The following is a 16,686-nucleotide window of genomic DNA, read 5'->3' as shown; positions in this document are numbered from 1 at the left end:
GATCCTCAGATGTCGAAGCGGAGGGACGCGCGCACGGTGCGCGGTGCACCGGGGTAGATCCACAAGGCGCTGTAGGAGCTGGCCGCGTACCGCTCGTCGAACAGATTGTCCGCCTCCAGGCGGAAGCGGAGGTTGTCGGTGAGGGGCGCCTCTATCGCCGCCTTCGCCTTGACATAGCCCGGCAGCAGCACCGGCGTCGCCGCCACCGATCCGGCTCGGTCGCCGACATAAGCAACGCCGCCGCTCAACTGCCAGTCGCCGCGTCCGGTCGGAATGCGGTGCACCACCAGCAGCGTGCCCGAATGCTCCGGCACGTTCAGTACCTCCGGCGTCGGGAATGCCGCATCGTCCGCCTTCGCATCGAGCCAGGCATAGTTGGCGACGATCTGCCAGCGCTGGCCGAGCCGTGCCGATGCGTCGAGCTCGATCCCGCGGCTGACCAAGCTGCCGACCGGAGCGAGATAGTTCGGATCAACCGGATCAGTGGTGAGGATGTCCTGCTTGCGGATGTCGAACCAGGTCGCCGCCACGTCGATCCCTGGCAGACTGGCGGCAATGCCCAACTCATAGCCGCGGCCGGTTTCCGGTCCGAAGCCAGCGCCGTTGCGATCCGTTCCTGTGTTAAGCGAGAAGTTCTCACCCCAATTTGCATGCACTGCGATCGCGTCGCTCAAGCGATAGCGGCCGCCGAGGCGGAAGCTCACCGGCTCGTCGATGTTACGGCCTGTGCCGCCGGTGTTGTTGTTGACGATCTTCTGTCGATAGGGGTCGATCCGCGCGCCGCCGACGAGCGTCAGCCGATCGGTGATCTCCCACATGTCCTGAAGGTAGATGGTGCCCGCCCAGCGGCTCTCGTCATTGTTGGTGAACGGCCGCAGCGGCGCCGCCACTGAGCCATAGACCGGATCGAACAGGTCGATTGCGTAAGGCGCGGCCGCCGACGGATTGATGCGCATCCAGCGCTCGCCATAGCGGAAGCGGTACCCCTTTAGCCCGACGCTGAGGCGATGCCGCCCGAGCTGGCCGGCGAGCTCCAGCCGTGCTGACAGATCATCGACGCTGAAGTCGCGCGAGCGGCGCTGGCGCCATAGCGACGTGCCGACGATGCGCGATTGATCCGCCGACAGACCCTTCAGCGTCCCCGTGCGCCAGACAAAGCCGCCATTCAGCGTCCAACCATCCCCGAGATCCGCAAGTCCAGTCAGCTGGTGCTGGTCGTTGCGCGATCTGGTGAGGCCGTTCGAGGGTTCCCCATAATAGTTGGAGCGCGGCAGCGCATTAGCGTCTCCGTCGATCGCGGGAATGCCGCGATCGAACGGGGTATCGAACTGGCTGAACTCTCCCGAATAGGTCAGCCGTACCGCCTCGCTCGGGCGCCAGGTGAGCGACGGCGACACGACCCGACGCTGGATCGACACCGTGTCGCGCCACCCGTCGCTGTCTTCGGCCGCGACCACGATCCGTGCCGCCAGCCTATCACTGAGCGGCCCAGTCGCATCCACTTCCACCCGGCGCGTGTCGAAGGAGCCGTAGCTGATCATGGCGTTGGCGTGGGGCGTGAAGCGTGGCACCTTCGTCACGATGTTGACCCGCCCGCCCGGATCGACATCGCCGAACAGCGCGCCAGCCGGCCCTTTCAGCACTTCGATCCGTTCGGTGGTCGCCGGATCGCGCGGCGGCGCCATGCCGCGGTTCGCCATGAAGCCATTCAGATAGTATTCCGCACCCCCGTCAGGGGTGCCGAGAAATCCACGGACGGCAAAATTGTCGATCACGCCGCCACGATTGTTCTGCTGGCTAAAACCGCTCACCAGTTCGAGTGCGTCGCTCAAGCGGTAAGTGCCTGCCGCGTCCAGTATGTCCCGCTCGATGGACCGGCTCGACTGCGACATGCGTTCGGTTACGCGATCGGAGGAAAGCGTGCGATCCACGGTGTCGCGCGATCCGAGTACGACGATGTCGTACTTCTCGGCATCTTGCCGAATATGGTCGGCCCTGTCTTGAGCCTGCGCGTTAGAGGTCACCGCCCCGGCAGAGAGCGCAAGCCAGAGGACAGACGAGCGCAGATGCGTAGAAGGCTCAACAGGCACAATCGATTATTCTCGCTTCATGGTATGTTGCATCATCTCATAAGACATTCCCGTCATGATGCAACACAGCCTTGTCGGTTTGCCCACCGCAATGCCGCGCCCCGGTGCCTGCACCTGGCCCAAGGCTGCTGCACGGCGGGCCCTCGCCGGCATGCGTCGACTGACTCGAGGTGAACTTGTGAGGGAATGACAAACGCACTTGAAGCCGACAAACATACGCAACATATGAAGTTGCATGAGAAGAGATAGCCGACTCTCGGGCGTGCTCCACGTCCTGCTCCACATGGCGGAACAGCCGGCTCCGGTCACATCGGAGGCATTGGCGCGTGCGATGGGCACGAACCCCGTGGTGATCCGCCGGATTATGGCGGGCTTGCGCGATCGGGGTTATGTCCGCTCCGGCAAGGGCCATCGCGGCGGCTGGACGATTGCATGCGATCTCGCGTCGGTGACGCTCCGCGACGTCTACGAAGCGCTTGGCCGCCCCGAACTCCTGGCGATGGGCAACCGGACCGAGGCGCCAGGCTGCCTTGTCGAGCAGGCAGTGAACGCTGCGCTCGGCGAGGCCTTCGATGAAGCCGAAGCACTGCTGCTCTGTCGGTTCGGCGAAGTCTCGCTTGCTGCACTCAGCGCCGATTTTCACATGCGCCTCGCCGAACGCGGCGGGTCGCTCGCCCTGGAGACCAACCATGCAGCATGATGTCGTCATCGTCGGCGGCGCTTTCGCCGGACTCGCCGCCGCCACTTATCTCGCTCGTGCGCGACGGCGCGTCTGCATCATCGACGCGCGCCGGCCGCGCAATCGCTTCGCCGACGCCTCGCATGGCTTTCTCGGTTTCGACGGCGTGGACCCGCAATCGATCCTTACCAAGGCGCGCGGCCAAGTGGCCCGGTATCCAGGCGTGACGATGATCGAAGCGGAAGCGACGGAAGCGCGCACGTTTCCTGACGGATTCGCAGTATCGCTTGCGAGCGGCGAGGAGGTCTCGGCGCGCAAGGCTATTCTGGCCTTCGGGCTGCGCGACACGCTGGAGCCGATCCCTGGCCTGCAGGAGCGCTGGGGCAAGACCGTGCTCCACTGTCCCTATTGCCACGGCTTAGAGTTTGCCGGTCGGCGCTTGGGCGTGCTGTTCCGGACGCCGATGTCAGCACACCAGGCCTGCCTGGTCGCCGAATGGGGGCCGACCACGCTGTTCTTGAACGGCGGGCAGCTCGATCTCGAGAGCGCGGAAAGGCTCGCGAAACATGGCGTGAGCGTCGAGGCGGGCAGGCTGGCGCGGCTGGTCGGGGAGAATGCCGGCTTGTCTGCCGTGGAGTTCGAGGACGGGCGTACAAGGCCGGTTGAGGCGCTTTATGTGGCCCCGCAATCCTGCATGGCGAGTCCGATCGCCGAGCAGCTTGGCGCCGCAATCGACGAAGGCCCGTTGGGGCCAGTGATCAGGACCGATGCGGACAAGATGACCACCGTACCCGGCCTCTATGCCGCTGGCGACATCGCACGCGCTCCGCATGCGGTCAGCTGGGCGGTTGCCGATGGGGTCACGGCGGGGACCGCCGCTCATCGTACCCTCGTGTTCGGCTGATCGGTCGCTCCCAGGCAACCCTTCACCGGCCCCTCGATGGTGACGACCTAGGCGCAGAGCACGCCGCGCAAGGTGCCGGGCTTGCTATCCAGGAAGATGCGATTGGAAGCGCCGGCGTGCAGATGCACGCCGGCGCCGATACTCAAAACGAGTGCCGCATGCCGATCGCAAGGCTGCGACCGCGTAGCGGTGACTGGTCCTTCACGAACGAGGTGTGCGCAAAAGCCAGCTCGTTGAGCAGGTTGGTGCCGCGCACATATAGTTCCACCCCCTTGGTCTGTCCAAGATCGAGGCGGTAGCTGAGCGTGGCATTGAGCATGTCATAACCCGGCGTCGGCGTCTCGTAGGCAGCCACCTTATCCTGGGCGAAGGTGTGATAGTATTCCACATCGCCCGACACAGCGCCTGCCGAAAGGTCATAGCGCGCGCCGAGACGCCCGGGCGGGATGCGCGGCAGATTGTCGTCCTCGCGCTTGAGGTCGGCGTCGACATAGTCGCCGAACAACGTGAGGCGCGACGATGGGTTGAAGGCGTAGCTCACTTGGCCGTCGATCCCGGCGAAACGCGCGGCCGCCGCGGTGTAGACCAGGAAATTGTGCGGTATGCCGGTTTCGGTTTCCGTCTCCTGCAGGCGTGCAAACACATAGTCGTCCACGCTCTGGTAGAAGAGACCGACCTCGAATTCGAGCGGACCGCCCGTCTTTCGGAACGTCAAATTGATCGCGTCGGTTTTCTCCAGGACATCTTCTGCGGAGAGGCCGGCCTCTCCCAGGACCGGATTGCCGACGGCGAGCCCGAGCTCGTAGCTGTTGGTGGCCAGATTGTTGCCGCGCGCATAGAGTTCGCGCACGTTTGGGGCACGTTCGGTATGCCCGAGAGAAAGCGCCAGCGCATAACCTTGCCCCACATTCCAGGTAGCGCCGAGCGACGCCGAGAACGGATTGTGCCGCACAGTTGGATTCCGCGCCCGGAACGCGTCGACGTCCTCGCTTTCAAGGATGTTCTTCCAGTCGGTTCCATACCATTCGACGAACTGGGCCTCGACGTCCGGGCTCAACGTGGAGCGCCAGGTCGGCACCGTAACGTCGATCCTGCGCCAGTCCTTGCGCACGGCAGCTTCGATATCGACCTGCCCGAAAGAGCGACGTTCGGCGAGGAAGATTCCCACATTCTCGGTCAGGAAATCGGGGTTCCCGTCGAAGCCATAGGCGCCTTCGGGAAACGGCTTGTGGAGGTCGTTGACGTTGATCCCGCCGAACCTGCCGTCGGTATATTGCACGCCAAGCGTGCCGGCGAAGCCAAGAACCGGCTTGTGGGTCAGCTCCAGGCGCCCGTCCCAGACCTCATTCGTGAAGCGCGTGAACAGCAGATCGCCGTCGACCTCGTCATGTGAATAATCGGTATAGGAGAGACGCAGCCGCGCGTCGGAGAACCCCGGCAGCAGGTCCGTATAGTCTGCACGGACATCCACCCGGTCGCTGTGCAGCCTGATCGCGGCGGTATGATCGTCCGGCCCGCCGAACGGGTCTTCAAAGCTGCCATGCGCTGCGCAATGGAGGTCGAGGCCATGGGTGTGGCAGACAGCGTTTCGATGGCTGTGGCCGGGAAGCCCATATTCGCTTTCCATTCGCGAATAGGCAGCGCCGATATAGCCCTTCGATGTGATCCAGGAAGCGCCGACGGCATAGCTGGTGCTCTCGGCAAAGGAGTCACGCAGGCGGTCCGACCCATAGGCGTCCGGCACGTCGTAATCCTCTGCCGCGCGGCGCGCGCCTTCGGCATGGACCGCGAACTGGCCGACACCCGCGGTTACGCGGCCGACCACCGTCTTTTCCTCGTCGCCGGTGCCGTAGCGGACCTCGGTTGCCCCGGTGACGCCGCCGACCGGAACCGACTTGGGTACCTTGCTGTCGACCAGGTTGATCGCGCCGTTGGTGGCGTTGCCGCCATAGCGGATCGCGGAAGGCCCCCGCTGAATTTCGATCGCGTCGAGCAGCAACGGATCGGTGGTGATCGCGTGGTCGGGTGAGACCGAAGACGCATCGAACAGATTGGCGCCGTCGCTGAGCACTTCGATACGTGGCAAGGTTTGGCCGCGGATCACCGGACGCGAGGCGCCGCCGCCGAAATTATCGAGGTGAATGCCGGGAAGGCCGGCGAGCGTCTCGCCCAGACCGCCTTGGCGCCGGTGGACGAGCGCATCGCCTTCAAGCACCTGAACGGGCAGGGCGCTCTCTTCGGTCTTGAGCGAGCGGCCGGTGATCACGATGTCGCTTGAACCGTCCCCGCCGCGCCGCTGCCGCTGCCGATCGTTCTCCGCTTGCGCGTCGGATCCTGACTGGCTCCAAGCCACTGACGGCGCAAGCACCAAAGCGGCTGTGGCCAGCAGCGCCGCTGCGCCGCGGTTATCGGGAAAACGCATCGTGTTCTACTCCACCCTTTTCACAGCGGCGAATACGTAATGTTATACCGTATCGTCAACGTACAAAGTGTGGAGTGCGGCGGAACGTTCATGTGGCGGCAGACAGACCGTGTTGGTCGGCTCAGCCCGCCTGCCATACCCAGGCCTTGCAGCAGAGCTGCGCGTGGGGCGCCCTACTGTTCACCTTCTAGGATCGCGTGGCCCAATGCGAGCGTGACACCTTCCGCGGCTTTCAGGCAGCAACTCGACCCTGCCGAATGACCGGGATTACGGCGCGTAGCGGACGAATGAGTGTCTTCAGACGAGCGGCCGTTCATTTCACTTGAGCGCCTTTGGGCGACCGCTCGACGAAGAACTGATGCTCCGATTAAGACAGGCCTGATTTATCCAGCCTAAAAGCCTTGTCTTGCGACCCGGGCACCGACCGGAACGCGATCGAGGCGCGGTTCCAAGCGTTGATTACCATCACCATGTAGGTGAGGTAGACGAGCTCATCTTCCGAGAACTGCGCGCGTACGTCCGCGTAGATGTCGTCCGGCACACCGCGGGGCAAGAGCCGGGTGAGCGCTTCGGTCCACGTCAATGCGGCGCGCTCGCGATCACTGAACAGGGTCGACTCACGCCAGATCGCGACGTGGTGGAGGCGCAGTTCGCGTTCGCCGTGCAGCTTGGCCTGTTTGATGTGCATGTCGAGGCAGAAGGCACAGCCATTGAGCTGTGACGCGCGTATCTCGACCAAGCTCAGGATGGTCTGCCCGACCGTCCCCTTCTTGAGTGCGAGGGTAAGCTCGGTGAGCTTCTGCGTCAGTGCCGGCACTTGGCGCATATGGTTCAGTCGTTCGGTCATGGTCCGTAGATCCAATAAGTTGGGGTGTGTCAGGGCTTCGCTTTGACCGGCAAGCGGAACGGCGCGCCAAGTCGATTGAAGGCATTCATCGCCGCGATCGCTATCGTCAGATCGACCAGATCGCGCGGCTCGAACACTGCCGCTGCGGCGGCATAAGCCTCGTCCGAGGCATGGGTCTCGCTCACCCGCGTTACCTCCTCCGCCCAGGCAAGCGCCGCGCGATACCGTGGCGCGAACAGGTGGGGCACCTCAGCCCAGACCGGCAGCAGTGCCACCTTGTCGAGCGGCATCGTCTTGAGCAGGTCGCGCGTATGCAGGTCGATGCAATGCGCGCAGCCGTTAATCTGCGACACGCGCAGGAACACGAGGTGGATCATCTCTTCCGGCAGATTGGTGCCCGTCGTTACGTAGTGGTGCACGCCGAACAGTGCCTTTGCGCCCACGGGCGCAACCTCATGCCACACGGGCCTCTTGGTCTCGTTCATGCCATCGCTCCTTTTGCAGCAGCGCCAACTCGACGCTTGCTGCACTGACGAGGCGGGCTCTGATGATGTGACATGCCCCAGGAATTTTTGTTCTACCCGCGACCATGTCACACTGCAGCGAGCTGGCTCGTCAGATCAGGGAAGCCATTGGAGCGACGCAAGATGACGAGGGTCGACAGCGTGAAGGTGTCAGCAAAGACGATCGGACCGGGCTCTCGCCTGGCTGACTTTCAGCGCGAGCGTAAGCGGCTCGTCCGCCTGGCCTATCGGATGCTCGGCTCGTTCAGTGAAGCCGAGGATGTGGTCCAGGATAGCTGGTTGAAATGGGAGCAGGTCGAGGGTGGCGTTGACTCCTCCGCTGCCTATCTGACGCAGGTCGTCACCCGGCTGTGCCTCGATCGCCTGAAATCCGCTCGCTCACGCCGCGAAACCTACATCGGCCCATGGCTGCCGGACCCGCTGGTGGGCTCGACCGATCCCGATGAAACGATTGCCGACGATATCACGGTCACGCTGATGCTCGCCATGGAGCGCTTGTCGCCGTTGGAACGCGCAGCTTTCCTTCTCCACGACGTATTCGATATCGCTCTGAGCGAAGTCGCCGTGACGCTTAGTCGCGAGCCGGCGGCGGTGCGCCAGCTGGCTTCTCGCGCACGCAAGCATGTCCAGGCCGCACGGCCGCGCTTCAGCGTGGAAGCAGCCGAGGCAAGCCGGATCACTCAGGCGTTTTTCGTTGCCGCACGCGATGGCGATACCGCCTCACTTGCCTCGCTGCTTGCCCAAGAGGTGGAGATCCATTCGGACGGCGGCGGCAAGGTCATGGCCTTCCGCAACGTGATCCGCGGCCTCGATCGCGCGCTGCGCCTGTTCGCTGGACTGCGGCGCAAGAACGCGCCGACCGCGCAACTGCTACGCACTGCCGAGATCGATGGTTTGCCTGGCTACATCAGCGTCGATCGCGGGCTCGTGCAGACTACCGCCCTCGATATACGGGACGGCAAGATCGCAGCGATCTACATCGTTCGCAACCCCGACAAGTTGCAGCATCTGGCAGGCGCAATGATCAGCTAGATCAACCGACCGAGCCTCCCCGCTGGACCACGCAGAACGGCCGCTTCTAGGCGTGCCCCCAGCGAGGCTAGAGAGCGGGAATTGAGGCGCTAAGCGGTCGTGAAAGGCCCGATGAATGAGAGTCTGCTTCTGAGGAGCGGCCTGGCCGGTCTGAAGGTCCGGGGATGGGTCGACGTAGCCGCTGAACGGTCGATCGCCACATGATCAATCTCGACCGCTCGTTGCGCCAATCGCGTCCTGAATGTGCTGCCTGGTAAAGTCGCGGCTTCCCCGTTTCTCCGTCTTCACTGATGCGCATCTTCCATCATCATGCCTGCTCGGGTAGAAGTTGATTAACGAGGTCGCGGTCGTCTGCCATAGTCGTGGCACGAAGCGCGACGACGCTCCCGAAGTGCAGATGCAGCTTTGTCGCAGCGGGGGCATCGTCGCCCGAGATGGAGCTTACTCGATCTCGGCAAACAATTCGGAGATGGGAACCTCCAAAGCGTCTGCCAGGCGCTGCACCACCGTGATGGTCGGGTCACGCGCACCGCGCTCGATCCCGCTGACGTACGGGCGATCAATCCCAAACTCGAGCGCGAACTTTTCCTGGCCCATGCCCTTCGCCCGCCGCAAGCAAGGGCGGCTCCCAGCCACGGCGACCGGGTACACCAATGAAGCACGTGCTTTCTTCGACGCTGATCCTGGCACGATGTGGATCACCTTCGCCCGTGGCCGGATGTGGTGGTCAGCGCCACTGGCGAACGCCGCGCATCCGCGACACGCGCTGCCAACGGATGTCGCCAGCGAACAACGGACCCAACCGATTCCACCAGTGACGCACGGTCTCGTGGCAGATGTCGACCCCGCGCTCGAACAGCGAATTCTCGACGTTCCGCAGCGATAGCGGAAACCGCACGTACATCAGAACGCCAAGCCGGATCACCTCGATCGACGAGTTGAACCGGCGGAACGGGCTGGGCGGCTTGGCTCTCGATCGGCGGCTGATCACGCCGAGCTAGCAGCGCTCGCCAGGCGTTGCCACGTTGGTTTGACAGGCCCAGTTCAGGTCCTTGTTGCCGGATTCGCTGTTTGAACGGGCAGATGACGGGCAAGGAAGTCGAGTATGGCGGCGTTGAACGCGTCGTTGCGATCGCCCGCGATCATGTGCCCGGCGCCCGCCACGTCGGCGACTTCCGCCCAGGGCAGTAGAGCACGGAAGGCCGCGACGCTTTCGTCCGAGACGATGTCGCTGCTGAGCCCCCGAACGAGCATCAGCGGAAAGGGCGCGCCTGCCGCGATCCGGTCGGCGGACACGCGTACCGTGGCGTGGTGCACGGCCGGCGCGGTGCCGATGATCTTCGGATCCCAATGCCAGCGAAGGCGACCGTCGGGATGCTCGCGCAGGTTGCGGCGCAGCCCGCTGGGGTCGCGCGGACGCGGACGATGCGGATTATAGGCGGCGACCGCGTCCACCGCCTCGTCGAGCGTCGCGAAGCCGTCAGTATGACGGCGCATGAAGCTGGTGATCCGTTCGATGCCGGCAGGTTCCGGATGCGGGGTGATGTCGACCAGCACCAATGCATCCACCGCCAGCCCCTGGGCCACGGCATGAAGCGATGTTGCGCCACCCAGCGACGCTCCCACCAGAGCGAGGGGCCTTGTCTCGCCTACCACCGCGCGCAGATCCGAAGCGCGGTGGTCCAGGAGATAGTCGCCTTCGGGCGACCACATGCTGTCGCCATGGCCACGGGCATCGAAGTTGATGACGCGATAGCCGCCAGCCACCAACGCGCGCATCGCCGCCGACCAGCTATGCCGCGTCTGCCCGCCGCCATGGAGGAGCACGACAGTGGGTGCGTTCGCCGGCCCACCTTCGTCGAGGGCGATCGTCAGCCCGTCCGGTGTGCGAACGTCGCGCCGGCGCACCGCTTCAGCCGACATCGCGAGCGACGCTCGGCACGTTGTCGGGAATGTCGACCCAAGGCAGCTTGCTTTGCGTCCAGACGTGGATGGTCGGAGCATAATTGCCGGGTTCGTCGGCAGTGCCGGCCTTTATCGCAACAACCGCAGGGTTGGCGGTGATCACCGACTGGATCGGTGAGCCGCACTGGCCGCAAAACTGGCGCAACACAGGTTGTCCGCTAGCAGTCGCTTTGTCCTCGAACGTCCTGATGGGCCCGTCGACCGTGACTTCACGTGACTTGGCGACGATGTTGACCGAGAAAGCTGCGCCCGACTGAGCGCGGCAGTTCGTGCAATGGCAGGCTGCCACCGCGAGGGGCGAGCCCGCGATCCGCCAGCTAACCGCACCGCAATTGCACCTGCCCGTGACCGCGTCTTCTGCCATTTTGCTCTCCTGCTTTTGTCGTCTTGCGCGAAGAATGGCCCAAAGCAGCTATTCTAACAACAGTAGATTACTTCCTTGCCCGAGGTGACAGTTGACGCTTCACCTGTATCCGGTTGACCAGCCGGCTGGTCATCGCAGCGATGAGGAAGCGAGATCGTGCCAAGACCAGTCAAGCCGATGATATCGCGTCGCGGGGCTGCGGAAGCGGCGCTTGCAGTGATCGACGAACACGGGCTTGATGGCTTCAACATGGCGCTGGTTGCCCAGCGGCTGGGGGTCAAGCCGCCGTCGCTTTACCATCACTTTCGCGATCGGCGGGAGGTGTTGGCGGAGGTGGCCTTGCTGCTGCTTGACCCCGGTGACTTTGCGCTGGACGAAGCGGACTGGCCGGAGCGACTTATTGAGCTGTGCCTCAAGACACGCCGATCGTTGCTGAAACACCCGCGGGCTGCTTCGCTGATCCTCCAATATTTCCCGCGCCATCTTCTGCTGGACGAATATGACCGTGCAGCGCGAGAGGATCCACTCGCGGCCGAGTTGCACATGGCGGTGATCGAAGGGACGGAGAAGATCACGTTCGGCTCGGCCTTGTTCGAGGCGTTCGCGCGATCGGCTGACGTTCCCTCCTTCCCGACAGTGGATGCTGCGCGATATCCGACGCTCACGCATGCGCTCGCGTCGAACCCGTTTGCCGACGAGGAGCTGTTCGTCGAGACGCTGCGCATGTTCCTGGGGGGAGCCATGGCTCGGGCGGCAACGAAGAGCTGGGGCATGCGGCTGGCGCCCTAATCAGCGCGCTCCAGTCGCACCGGAATTGCCGACAGCCGGGGCATGGCGTTGATCGGCTGAACCGCACGATCGCGCGCCACCAGCCGCGTCGTGGACACGCCGTCGCGCAACGGATCGGTCGCATCGGGCAAGCCGCCCCAGCCGTGCGACATGGATACGACCCCCGGCCGAATTGCGGCATCGATCCGCACCTCTGCGATCACGGCATCATGCTCGGCCATGACGCGGACGCGGTCACCGTTCGAGACACCAAGCGCGTCGGCATCTACCGGCGCAATCCATGCCGGGTTGCGCGGGAACCGCTTTCGGGTGCCAGCAAGATCGCGGCCGAAGCTGTTCATCGTCTCTCGCTCGCGCCGGGCGACCAGGAGATGCGACGCTGACCCGCCCCGCACCGTGCGTGCGACAGCCAGGTCTGATCGGCACTGGCGCAACTCGACAAGCACGTCCGGGGGCGCGATCGTCAGCCGATCGCGCCGGCCTTCGCGGGCTGGTTTCACGGTAGGAACGGGGCGGTCGAACACCGCGCCGGAAGGACAGGCTTTCACGACGGACAGCGGCACGGTTGAGCCGCCTGCGAGCCGATCAAGCAATGCATCGCTGCTGGGGGTCTCATGCATGTCGAGTGGGCCGGCAAGGTCGAGTGACAGGCCAAGGCGCTGCGCGAGCGCGAAATAGACGCGCCAATCGTCGACCACGTCGGCCTCGCTCGGTGGGTCCACCAACGCGGGGGTATATTGCGCGAAGGGCAGTTCGAGGCCAAGCGCCTCGAGGAACTGTGTGTGGTCCGGGCGTTCGAACGGCTGCTTCACGGCAAAGACCACATCAGCGAGTCTCGCGGTTTCGGACCAGACCACGTCGCTGGTCACGAGCAGGTCGAGGCTGCGGAGCGCCGTTACGGCGTGGCGCTGGTCAGGGAGGGCGTTGGCGGGGTTGGCGCCAATGCAGAACAGCGCGCGAATGCCGCCGGGTTCGTCGCTCAGGATCTCGTCGGCGAGCGTTGCGGTCATCATCTGGCCGAACATCGTGCCGTAGCCGGTGACGCCCCGATGGCCGCTCTCCCACTCGCGGCGCGCCGGCCGGACCTCGGCACGGACCGGCCGGTCGGGGTTGAGAACGGGGAGGCGGGGCACCGGCTCGCCGGCACGCAGCAAGCGACCGCAGACGACGTTCAGCGTCTCGATCAGATGCTCGGCGAGGTTGGAGTGATCGGCCATGTTGGGGCCGGTGCCGCCACCGGCGCAGCCGCGACAGCCGTCGCGGGCGAACATGGCGGCGGCTTGGTGGAGCTGGCCGAACCCTAGTCCGGCGCGCGCTTCCACCAGCGCGGGATCGAAGGCGGCGACGGCCTGGGTCAGCTCGGCGAGGCCCGCGACATGCTCGGCGCAGAAGGCCGCATCGTGCCAACCTTCGCTCAGGATGATGTTGAGGAGCGCAGCGAAGATCGCGGCGTCGTAACCGGGAAGCGGTTGGAGAAACAGGTCGGCGTTCTCCGCCGTCTGGGTGCGGACCGGATCGATCACGATCAGCTTGAGGCCGGCGCGGCGCGCCTCCTTGATCTGCTTTACCGGATCATAGGGCGGCAGATTGCCCGACCATCCCGACAGGGAGACCATCGGGTTGACGCCCGACAGCAGCCAAACGTCCGCGCTCTTCAGCGGCTGGCGCCCAGCGAGCCAGCTTCCCATGCGGCCGATCGTCACCCACTTGGCCGACTGGTCGATCGTCATGGAGGTGAACAGCGACGGCGAGCCGAGCGCGCGCAGGAAGTCGATTGCGAGCGGTCGGTAGATGGCGTTGCAGGTCGCCTGCGTGCCGACATAAGCGGCGATCGCGCGCGGGCCGTGGCGATCGATGATCGGTCGCAGGCGCGTCGCTATGAGGTCGATCGCGTCGCCGAAGCCGATCGCCTCATGCGTGCCGTCCGGGCGGCGGCGCTGGTGTCGCAGCAGGCGCTTTGGGCCATAGTGGAACTCGGGCGAGGCGAGGCCCTTGCTGCACGCGAAGCCGCGGGTGAGCGGGTTCTCCTTGTCGCCGCGCACCTTGGTGACACGGCCGTTTTCGATGGTGGCGACGAGGCCGCACATCCCCTGGCAGATCCGGCAGAAGGTGCGAGCCTCGGTGGTCATGTGTGGCCGTGCTCTCTCGGCGCCTCACCGGTGAAGGCCAGGGCCCAGTTCGGAAGGTCAAGGTAACGACGCGCTGCGTGCATTGTCGACCTCACCGATATCGGGCCCCGGCCTTCGCCGGGGTGAGGCGGTGGTTAGATCGCATTGGCGAAGATCGCGGAACTCACCGTCGGCGCGCCCGGGCCGCCGGCGAGCAGGCAAGTCCGCGCACCGGCAACGGAGTTGGCGCTTTCCCCGCGCAGCTGGCGGACAGCTTCGATGGGCAGGCCAATGCCGTGGATGAAGCCTTGCGCGAGATTGCCACCCGAGGTGTTGATCGGCAGCTTGCCGCCATCGGCGATGAGGTTGTCGAAGCGGATCACCTCCGTCGCATTTTCGTAGGTGCAGAAGCCGTGATCGATTAGCGACATGACGCCCTGCGCGTCGAAATTCTCGTAAAGCTGGACCACGTCGATGTCGGCGGGGGTGAGGCCGGTGTCGGCATAAAGCCGCTTCGCCAGCCCGCGGAAGCCGGCGGTGACGTAAAGGTCGGCGTCGTCATTTTCGAGCAGGTCGCCCCAACCGGCCTCGGCGCCTTGTGCGCAGCCGAGCATATAGACTGGCGGCTTGGCAAGATCGCGCGCGCGTTCGGCGGAAACCATCAGCAGCGCTCCGGCACCGTCGTTCTCGCGGCTGCAATCGAACAGGCGGAAGGGTTCGGCAATGAGGCGTGATTGCCGCAACTGCTCGACGTCGAACGTCTGGCCGTAGCTCACCGCCTCCGGGTTGCGGCTGCCGTGATGATAGGACGCGCGGACCAGTTCCTCGACGATGTCGCGGGGGACGCCGTGGTGGTCGAACAACCGTGTCGCTCGCACGGCGCAGGCCTGCGCCGGCGAAACCATGCCGGTCGCGCGCAGGTGATCGTTAAGATGGTGGGCCATCACAGCGGCCGACATGCGGCCGCTCGACCCCTCTACCAACGCGCGGAAAATGACGACTGCGCTGGCCTGACCGGACAGGATCGCCGCCGCCGCGACGCCGAATGCGCCGGCGATCCCGCCGCCGCCGCCGCCCCAGACCTGCGCCGACCAGCGCAATTCGCGGCTGCCGAGTTCGGGCATCAGGCGGACGGGTTCGTTCTTGTCGTCGCCATAGGAGACGAAGCCGTCGATCTCGGCCGGATCGAAACCGGCCTCGTCGCAGGCAGCGAGGATCGCTTCCACCAGCACGCTGCGTTCGGGCAGCGGTGAGGCGCCGCGCTTATATTGCTTCAGGCCGACGCCGGCGATGGCGGTGGTGCCGTAGAGGGGATGCGTCACGCGGCACGGCTCCAGATGATGGTGGGAATGGAGTCGTCGCCGGCCTGGGTGCGGCCGATCTGGCCGGTCAGCTTTTCGCCCAATATGGGATCGATCCGGTCGGGATCGTCGAGCCGCCCGAGCAGGCGGATGCCGCAATCCTCAATCTCCGCCAGCACGGTCGTGAACGGCAGGCCGAGCGACTCGGCCCCGCCAAAGGCGTGCCAGGTGCGTGTCCAGGAGAAGACGGTGGCTGCTATCGGTCGCTCGACCCAATGGACGCCGGTGGTGCCGCACGCGCCGCAGCGATGGCCAGCGGGCCAGATCCAGCGGTCGCAGCCGTCACAGCGCGGCAGCGTCAGTTTCCCCTCTTCCAAACCGTTCCAGTAAGGTGCGTCCGCGCCGTCCGCTCGGCTCATGCTCCGGTCCGTTCAACAGGTGTCCACTCGAGCGGCAGGTTCTCGAGCGCCATGACCGTGCCGGTGCGGAACGCGTGCTTTTCGCCTGCCACCGGCTTGAACGACGGGATTCGCTTCACCCATTCTTCAGTGAGGATGCGCAGCTCCGCGCGGCCGAGGACGTGGCCGATGCACAGATGCGGCCCGCTGGAGAAGGTGAGGTGCGCGGTGCGCTTGCGATCGATGTCGAACGCATTGGGTGCATCGAACTTGGCGGGGTCGCGGCTGCCCAGGCATAGGACGCACAACACCATCTCGCCCGGTTTGAATGTGGCCGCGCCGATCGTTTGTTCCTGCACTACGAGGCGCGGCGTGTTGACGACGCCGTAAAGGCGGATCGCCTCGTCGGCGAAGGCGGGGATCAGCGACGGGTCGGCGGCGAGGCGGGCCTGCAAGTCAGGCATCTGCGCCAGCTGCTGATAGGCGAAGCCGGTGACGTTGGTGACGGTGTCCATGCCGCCGAGGAACAGGACGAAGCTCATGGCGAGGATCTCGTCCTCGTTCATCGTCCGCCCGCCGATGTCGACGGTGATGAAGTGGCTCATCAACTTGTCGTCGGGATTGGCGCGCTTCTCCTCGATCAACGCCTTCATCTCGCCCAGGATCAGGCCGGACAGGCGCCCCATTTCCTCGGCGTTGTTCTGATTGTCGAAGAATGCTTCCGCCAGTTCGCGAAATTCGCGCAGGCGGGCGAGGTCCATGCCCATCAGCTCCATGAAGACACTGACGGGGAAGACCTTGGACACGTCACCCTGAAAGTCGCAGCGGCCGCTCGCGGCGACCTGATCCACCAGCTTCTGCGCCCAATCGCGGATCTGCGGCTCGATCGCCTTGATCGCGACCGGGCCGAACATCGGCATCATCGCGCGGCGGTACGGCAGGTTCTCGGGCGGGTCGAGGCTCAGGGGGATGAAGAAGGGCGGGTTCGCGACACGCGGGATTTGCATTTCGCGAACGGAGAAATGCTCGGGGTCGGTGACAACAGCGGTGATCGCGTCAAACGCCTTCACGATCCAGTGACCGCCGTTCAGCGTCGTCCAGAAGACCGGCGGCGCATCGGTGAGCGCGGCGGCATAAGTGCCCTGCACGTCCTCGCCGATGCGCGGATCGGCATAAATGTCGAAATCGAAGACCAGTTCGGGCGGCACGTGCGCGGGCACGGGACGGGGCGCGGCAACGGCGGCATGAGCGTTCATGTGAGGC

General features: G+C 64.9%; 16 protein-coding genes. 4 read left to right on the top strand and 12 right to left on the bottom strand.

Annotation, left to right across the window (positions count from 1 at the left end):
• Window positions 1-5 precede the first annotated feature (5 nt).
• Window positions 6-2,024, bottom strand: a complete 2,019-nt coding sequence (locus tag LK535_RS12505) for a TonB-dependent siderophore receptor (RefSeq protein ID WP_227772232.1) — start codon at window positions 2,022-2,024, stop codon at window positions 6-8.
• A gap of 301 nt (window positions 2,025-2,325) precedes the next feature.
• On the opposite strand from LK535_RS12505, the gene LK535_RS12500 reads away from it, so the two are divergent.
• Together LK535_RS12500 and LK535_RS12495 are read left to right on the top strand one after the other, a co-directional pair.
• Window positions 2,326-2,790 carry an Rrf2 family transcriptional regulator gene (locus LK535_RS12500; protein ID WP_227772231.1) on the top strand — a complete coding sequence of 155 codons (465 nt, stop codon included), beginning with the start codon at window positions 2,326-2,328 and terminating at the stop codon, window positions 2,788-2,790.
• Window positions 2,780-3,673 (top strand): NAD(P)/FAD-dependent oxidoreductase, encoded by an 894-nt coding sequence (locus LK535_RS12495; RefSeq protein WP_227772230.1) that lies wholly within the window; start codon window positions 2,780-2,782, stop codon window positions 3,671-3,673. The genes LK535_RS12500 and LK535_RS12495 overlap by 11 nt, the downstream gene beginning before the upstream one ends.
• Before the next feature lie 142 nt (window positions 3,674-3,815).
• Here the strand turns inward: LK535_RS12495 and LK535_RS12490 are convergent, their stop codons facing one another.
• From LK535_RS12490 to LK535_RS12480, 3 genes are all read right to left on the bottom strand, one after another.
• Window positions 3,816-6,095, bottom strand: coding sequence for a TonB-dependent receptor domain-containing protein (locus tag LK535_RS12490; RefSeq protein ID WP_227772229.1), 2,280 nt, complete (start codon window positions 6,093-6,095; stop codon window positions 3,816-3,818).
• Window positions 6,096-6,462: 367 nt separating this feature from the next.
• Window positions 6,463-6,942 carry a carboxymuconolactone decarboxylase family protein gene (locus tag LK535_RS12485; protein ID WP_227772228.1) on the bottom strand — a complete coding sequence of 160 codons (480 nt, stop codon included), beginning with the start codon at window positions 6,940-6,942 and terminating at the stop codon, window positions 6,463-6,465.
• 29 nt (window positions 6,943-6,971) lie between these two features.
• Entirely contained in the window at window positions 6,972-7,427 is a 456-nt protein-coding gene (locus tag LK535_RS12480) for a carboxymuconolactone decarboxylase family protein (RefSeq protein WP_227772227.1), read from the bottom strand.
• A 162-nt stretch (window positions 7,428-7,589) separates the two neighbouring features.
• Between LK535_RS12480 and LK535_RS12475 the strand changes: the two genes are divergently transcribed.
• On the top strand, window positions 7,590-8,498 hold the full coding sequence (locus LK535_RS12475) for a sigma-70 family RNA polymerase sigma factor (RefSeq protein WP_227772226.1): 909 nt from the start codon (window positions 7,590-7,592) through the stop codon (window positions 8,496-8,498).
• Between the two features lie 441 nt (window positions 8,499-8,939).
• Here LK535_RS12475 and LK535_RS12470 read toward each other — a convergent pair whose 3' ends face one another.
• The 4 genes from LK535_RS12470 to LK535_RS12455 form a co-directional block, all read right to left on the bottom strand.
• Window positions 8,940-9,134, bottom strand: coding sequence for a helix-turn-helix domain-containing protein (locus tag LK535_RS12470; protein ID WP_227772225.1), 195 nt, complete (start codon window positions 9,132-9,134; stop codon window positions 8,940-8,942).
• Between the two features lie 91 nt (window positions 9,135-9,225).
• The gene (locus tag LK535_RS12465) at window positions 9,226-9,489 is read right to left on the bottom strand and encodes a hypothetical protein (RefSeq protein ID WP_227772224.1); all 264 of its coding nucleotides are present in this window, start codon (window positions 9,487-9,489) and stop codon (window positions 9,226-9,228) included.
• 53 nt (window positions 9,490-9,542) lie between these two features.
• Window positions 9,543-10,421, bottom strand: a complete 879-nt coding sequence (locus tag LK535_RS12460; protein ID WP_227772223.1) for an alpha/beta fold hydrolase — start codon at window positions 10,419-10,421, stop codon at window positions 9,543-9,545.
• Window positions 10,411-10,827, bottom strand: coding sequence for a GFA family protein (locus LK535_RS12455; RefSeq protein ID WP_227772222.1), 417 nt, complete (start codon window positions 10,825-10,827; stop codon window positions 10,411-10,413). Before LK535_RS12455 ends, LK535_RS12460 begins: the two co-directional genes overlap by 11 nt.
• 177 nt (window positions 10,828-11,004) lie before the next feature.
• Here LK535_RS12455 and LK535_RS12450 point away from each other — a divergent pair, with 177 nt between their 5' ends.
• A complete protein-coding gene (locus LK535_RS12450; RefSeq protein WP_227772289.1) occupies window positions 11,005-11,616 on the top strand; it encodes a TetR/AcrR family transcriptional regulator in 612 nt (203 codons plus the stop codon).
• Here LK535_RS12450 and LK535_RS12445 read toward each other — a convergent pair.
• The 4 genes from LK535_RS12445 to LK535_RS12430 form a co-directional block, all read right to left on the bottom strand.
• A complete protein-coding gene (locus LK535_RS12445) occupies window positions 11,613-13,745 on the bottom strand; it encodes a molybdopterin-dependent oxidoreductase (RefSeq protein ID WP_227772221.1) in 2,133 nt (710 codons plus the stop codon). The two genes, LK535_RS12450 and LK535_RS12445, sit on opposite strands and share 4 nt — an antisense overlap.
• Before the next feature lie 134 nt (window positions 13,746-13,879).
• A complete protein-coding gene (locus LK535_RS12440) occupies window positions 13,880-15,046 on the bottom strand; it encodes a thiolase C-terminal domain-containing protein (RefSeq protein WP_227772220.1) in 1,167 nt (388 codons plus the stop codon).
• On the bottom strand, window positions 15,043-15,444 hold the full coding sequence (locus LK535_RS12435) for a Zn-ribbon domain-containing OB-fold protein (RefSeq protein ID WP_227772219.1): 402 nt from the start codon (window positions 15,442-15,444) through the stop codon (window positions 15,043-15,045). Before LK535_RS12435 ends, LK535_RS12440 begins: the two co-directional genes overlap by 4 nt.
• A complete protein-coding gene (locus LK535_RS12430) occupies window positions 15,441-16,679 on the bottom strand; it encodes a cytochrome P450 (RefSeq protein ID WP_227772218.1) in 1,239 nt (412 codons plus the stop codon). The genes LK535_RS12435 and LK535_RS12430 overlap by 4 nt, the downstream gene beginning before the upstream one ends.
• Window positions 16,680-16,686 lie beyond the last annotated feature (7 nt).

Origin of the sequence: Sphingomonas sp. IC4-52 (assembly GCF_020707225.1) — a bacterium.
Lineage (GTDB): Bacteria > Pseudomonadota > Alphaproteobacteria > Sphingomonadales > Sphingomonadaceae > Sphingomonas.
Note: the sequence above shows the minus strand (reverse complement) of the source record. Positions and strands in the feature narration are given on the sequence as shown.

Bases quoted from the DNA above. Each gene is read 5' to 3' on its own strand.
- LK535_RS12500 (WP_227772231.1), top strand. From the start codon at position 2,326: ATGAGAAGAGATAGCCGACTCTCGGGCGTGCTCCACGTCCTGCTCCAC.
- LK535_RS12485 (WP_227772228.1), bottom strand. From the start codon at position 6,942: ATGACCGAACGACTGAACCATATGCGCCAAGTGCCGGCACTGACGCAG.
- LK535_RS12450 (WP_227772289.1), top strand. From the start codon at position 11,005: ATGATATCGCGTCGCGGGGCTGCGGAAGCGGCGCTTGCAGTGATCGAC.
- LK535_RS12460 (WP_227772223.1), bottom strand. From the start codon at position 10,421: ATGTCGGCTGAAGCGGTGCGCCGGCGCGACGTTCGCACACCGGACGGG.
- LK535_RS12490 (WP_227772229.1), bottom strand. From the start codon at position 6,095: ATGCGTTTTCCCGATAACCGCGGCGCAGCGGCGCTGCTGGCCACAGCC.
- LK535_RS12480 (WP_227772227.1), bottom strand. From the start codon at position 7,427: ATGAACGAGACCAAGAGGCCCGTGTGGCATGAGGTTGCGCCCGTGGGC.
- LK535_RS12495 (WP_227772230.1), top strand. From the start codon at position 2,780: ATGCAGCATGATGTCGTCATCGTCGGCGGCGCTTTCGCCGGACTCGCC.
- LK535_RS12445 (WP_227772221.1), bottom strand. From the start codon at position 13,745: ATGACCACCGAGGCTCGCACCTTCTGCCGGATCTGCCAGGGGATGTGC.
- LK535_RS12435 (WP_227772219.1), bottom strand. From the start codon at position 15,444: ATGAGCCGAGCGGACGGCGCGGACGCACCTTACTGGAACGGTTTGGAA.
- LK535_RS12455 (WP_227772222.1), bottom strand. From the start codon at position 10,827: ATGGCAGAAGACGCGGTCACGGGCAGGTGCAATTGCGGTGCGGTTAGC.
- LK535_RS12475 (WP_227772226.1), top strand. From the start codon at position 7,590: ATGACGAGGGTCGACAGCGTGAAGGTGTCAGCAAAGACGATCGGACCG.
- LK535_RS12430 (WP_227772218.1), bottom strand. From the start codon at position 16,679: ATGAACGCTCATGCCGCCGTTGCCGCGCCCCGTCCCGTGCCCGCGCAC.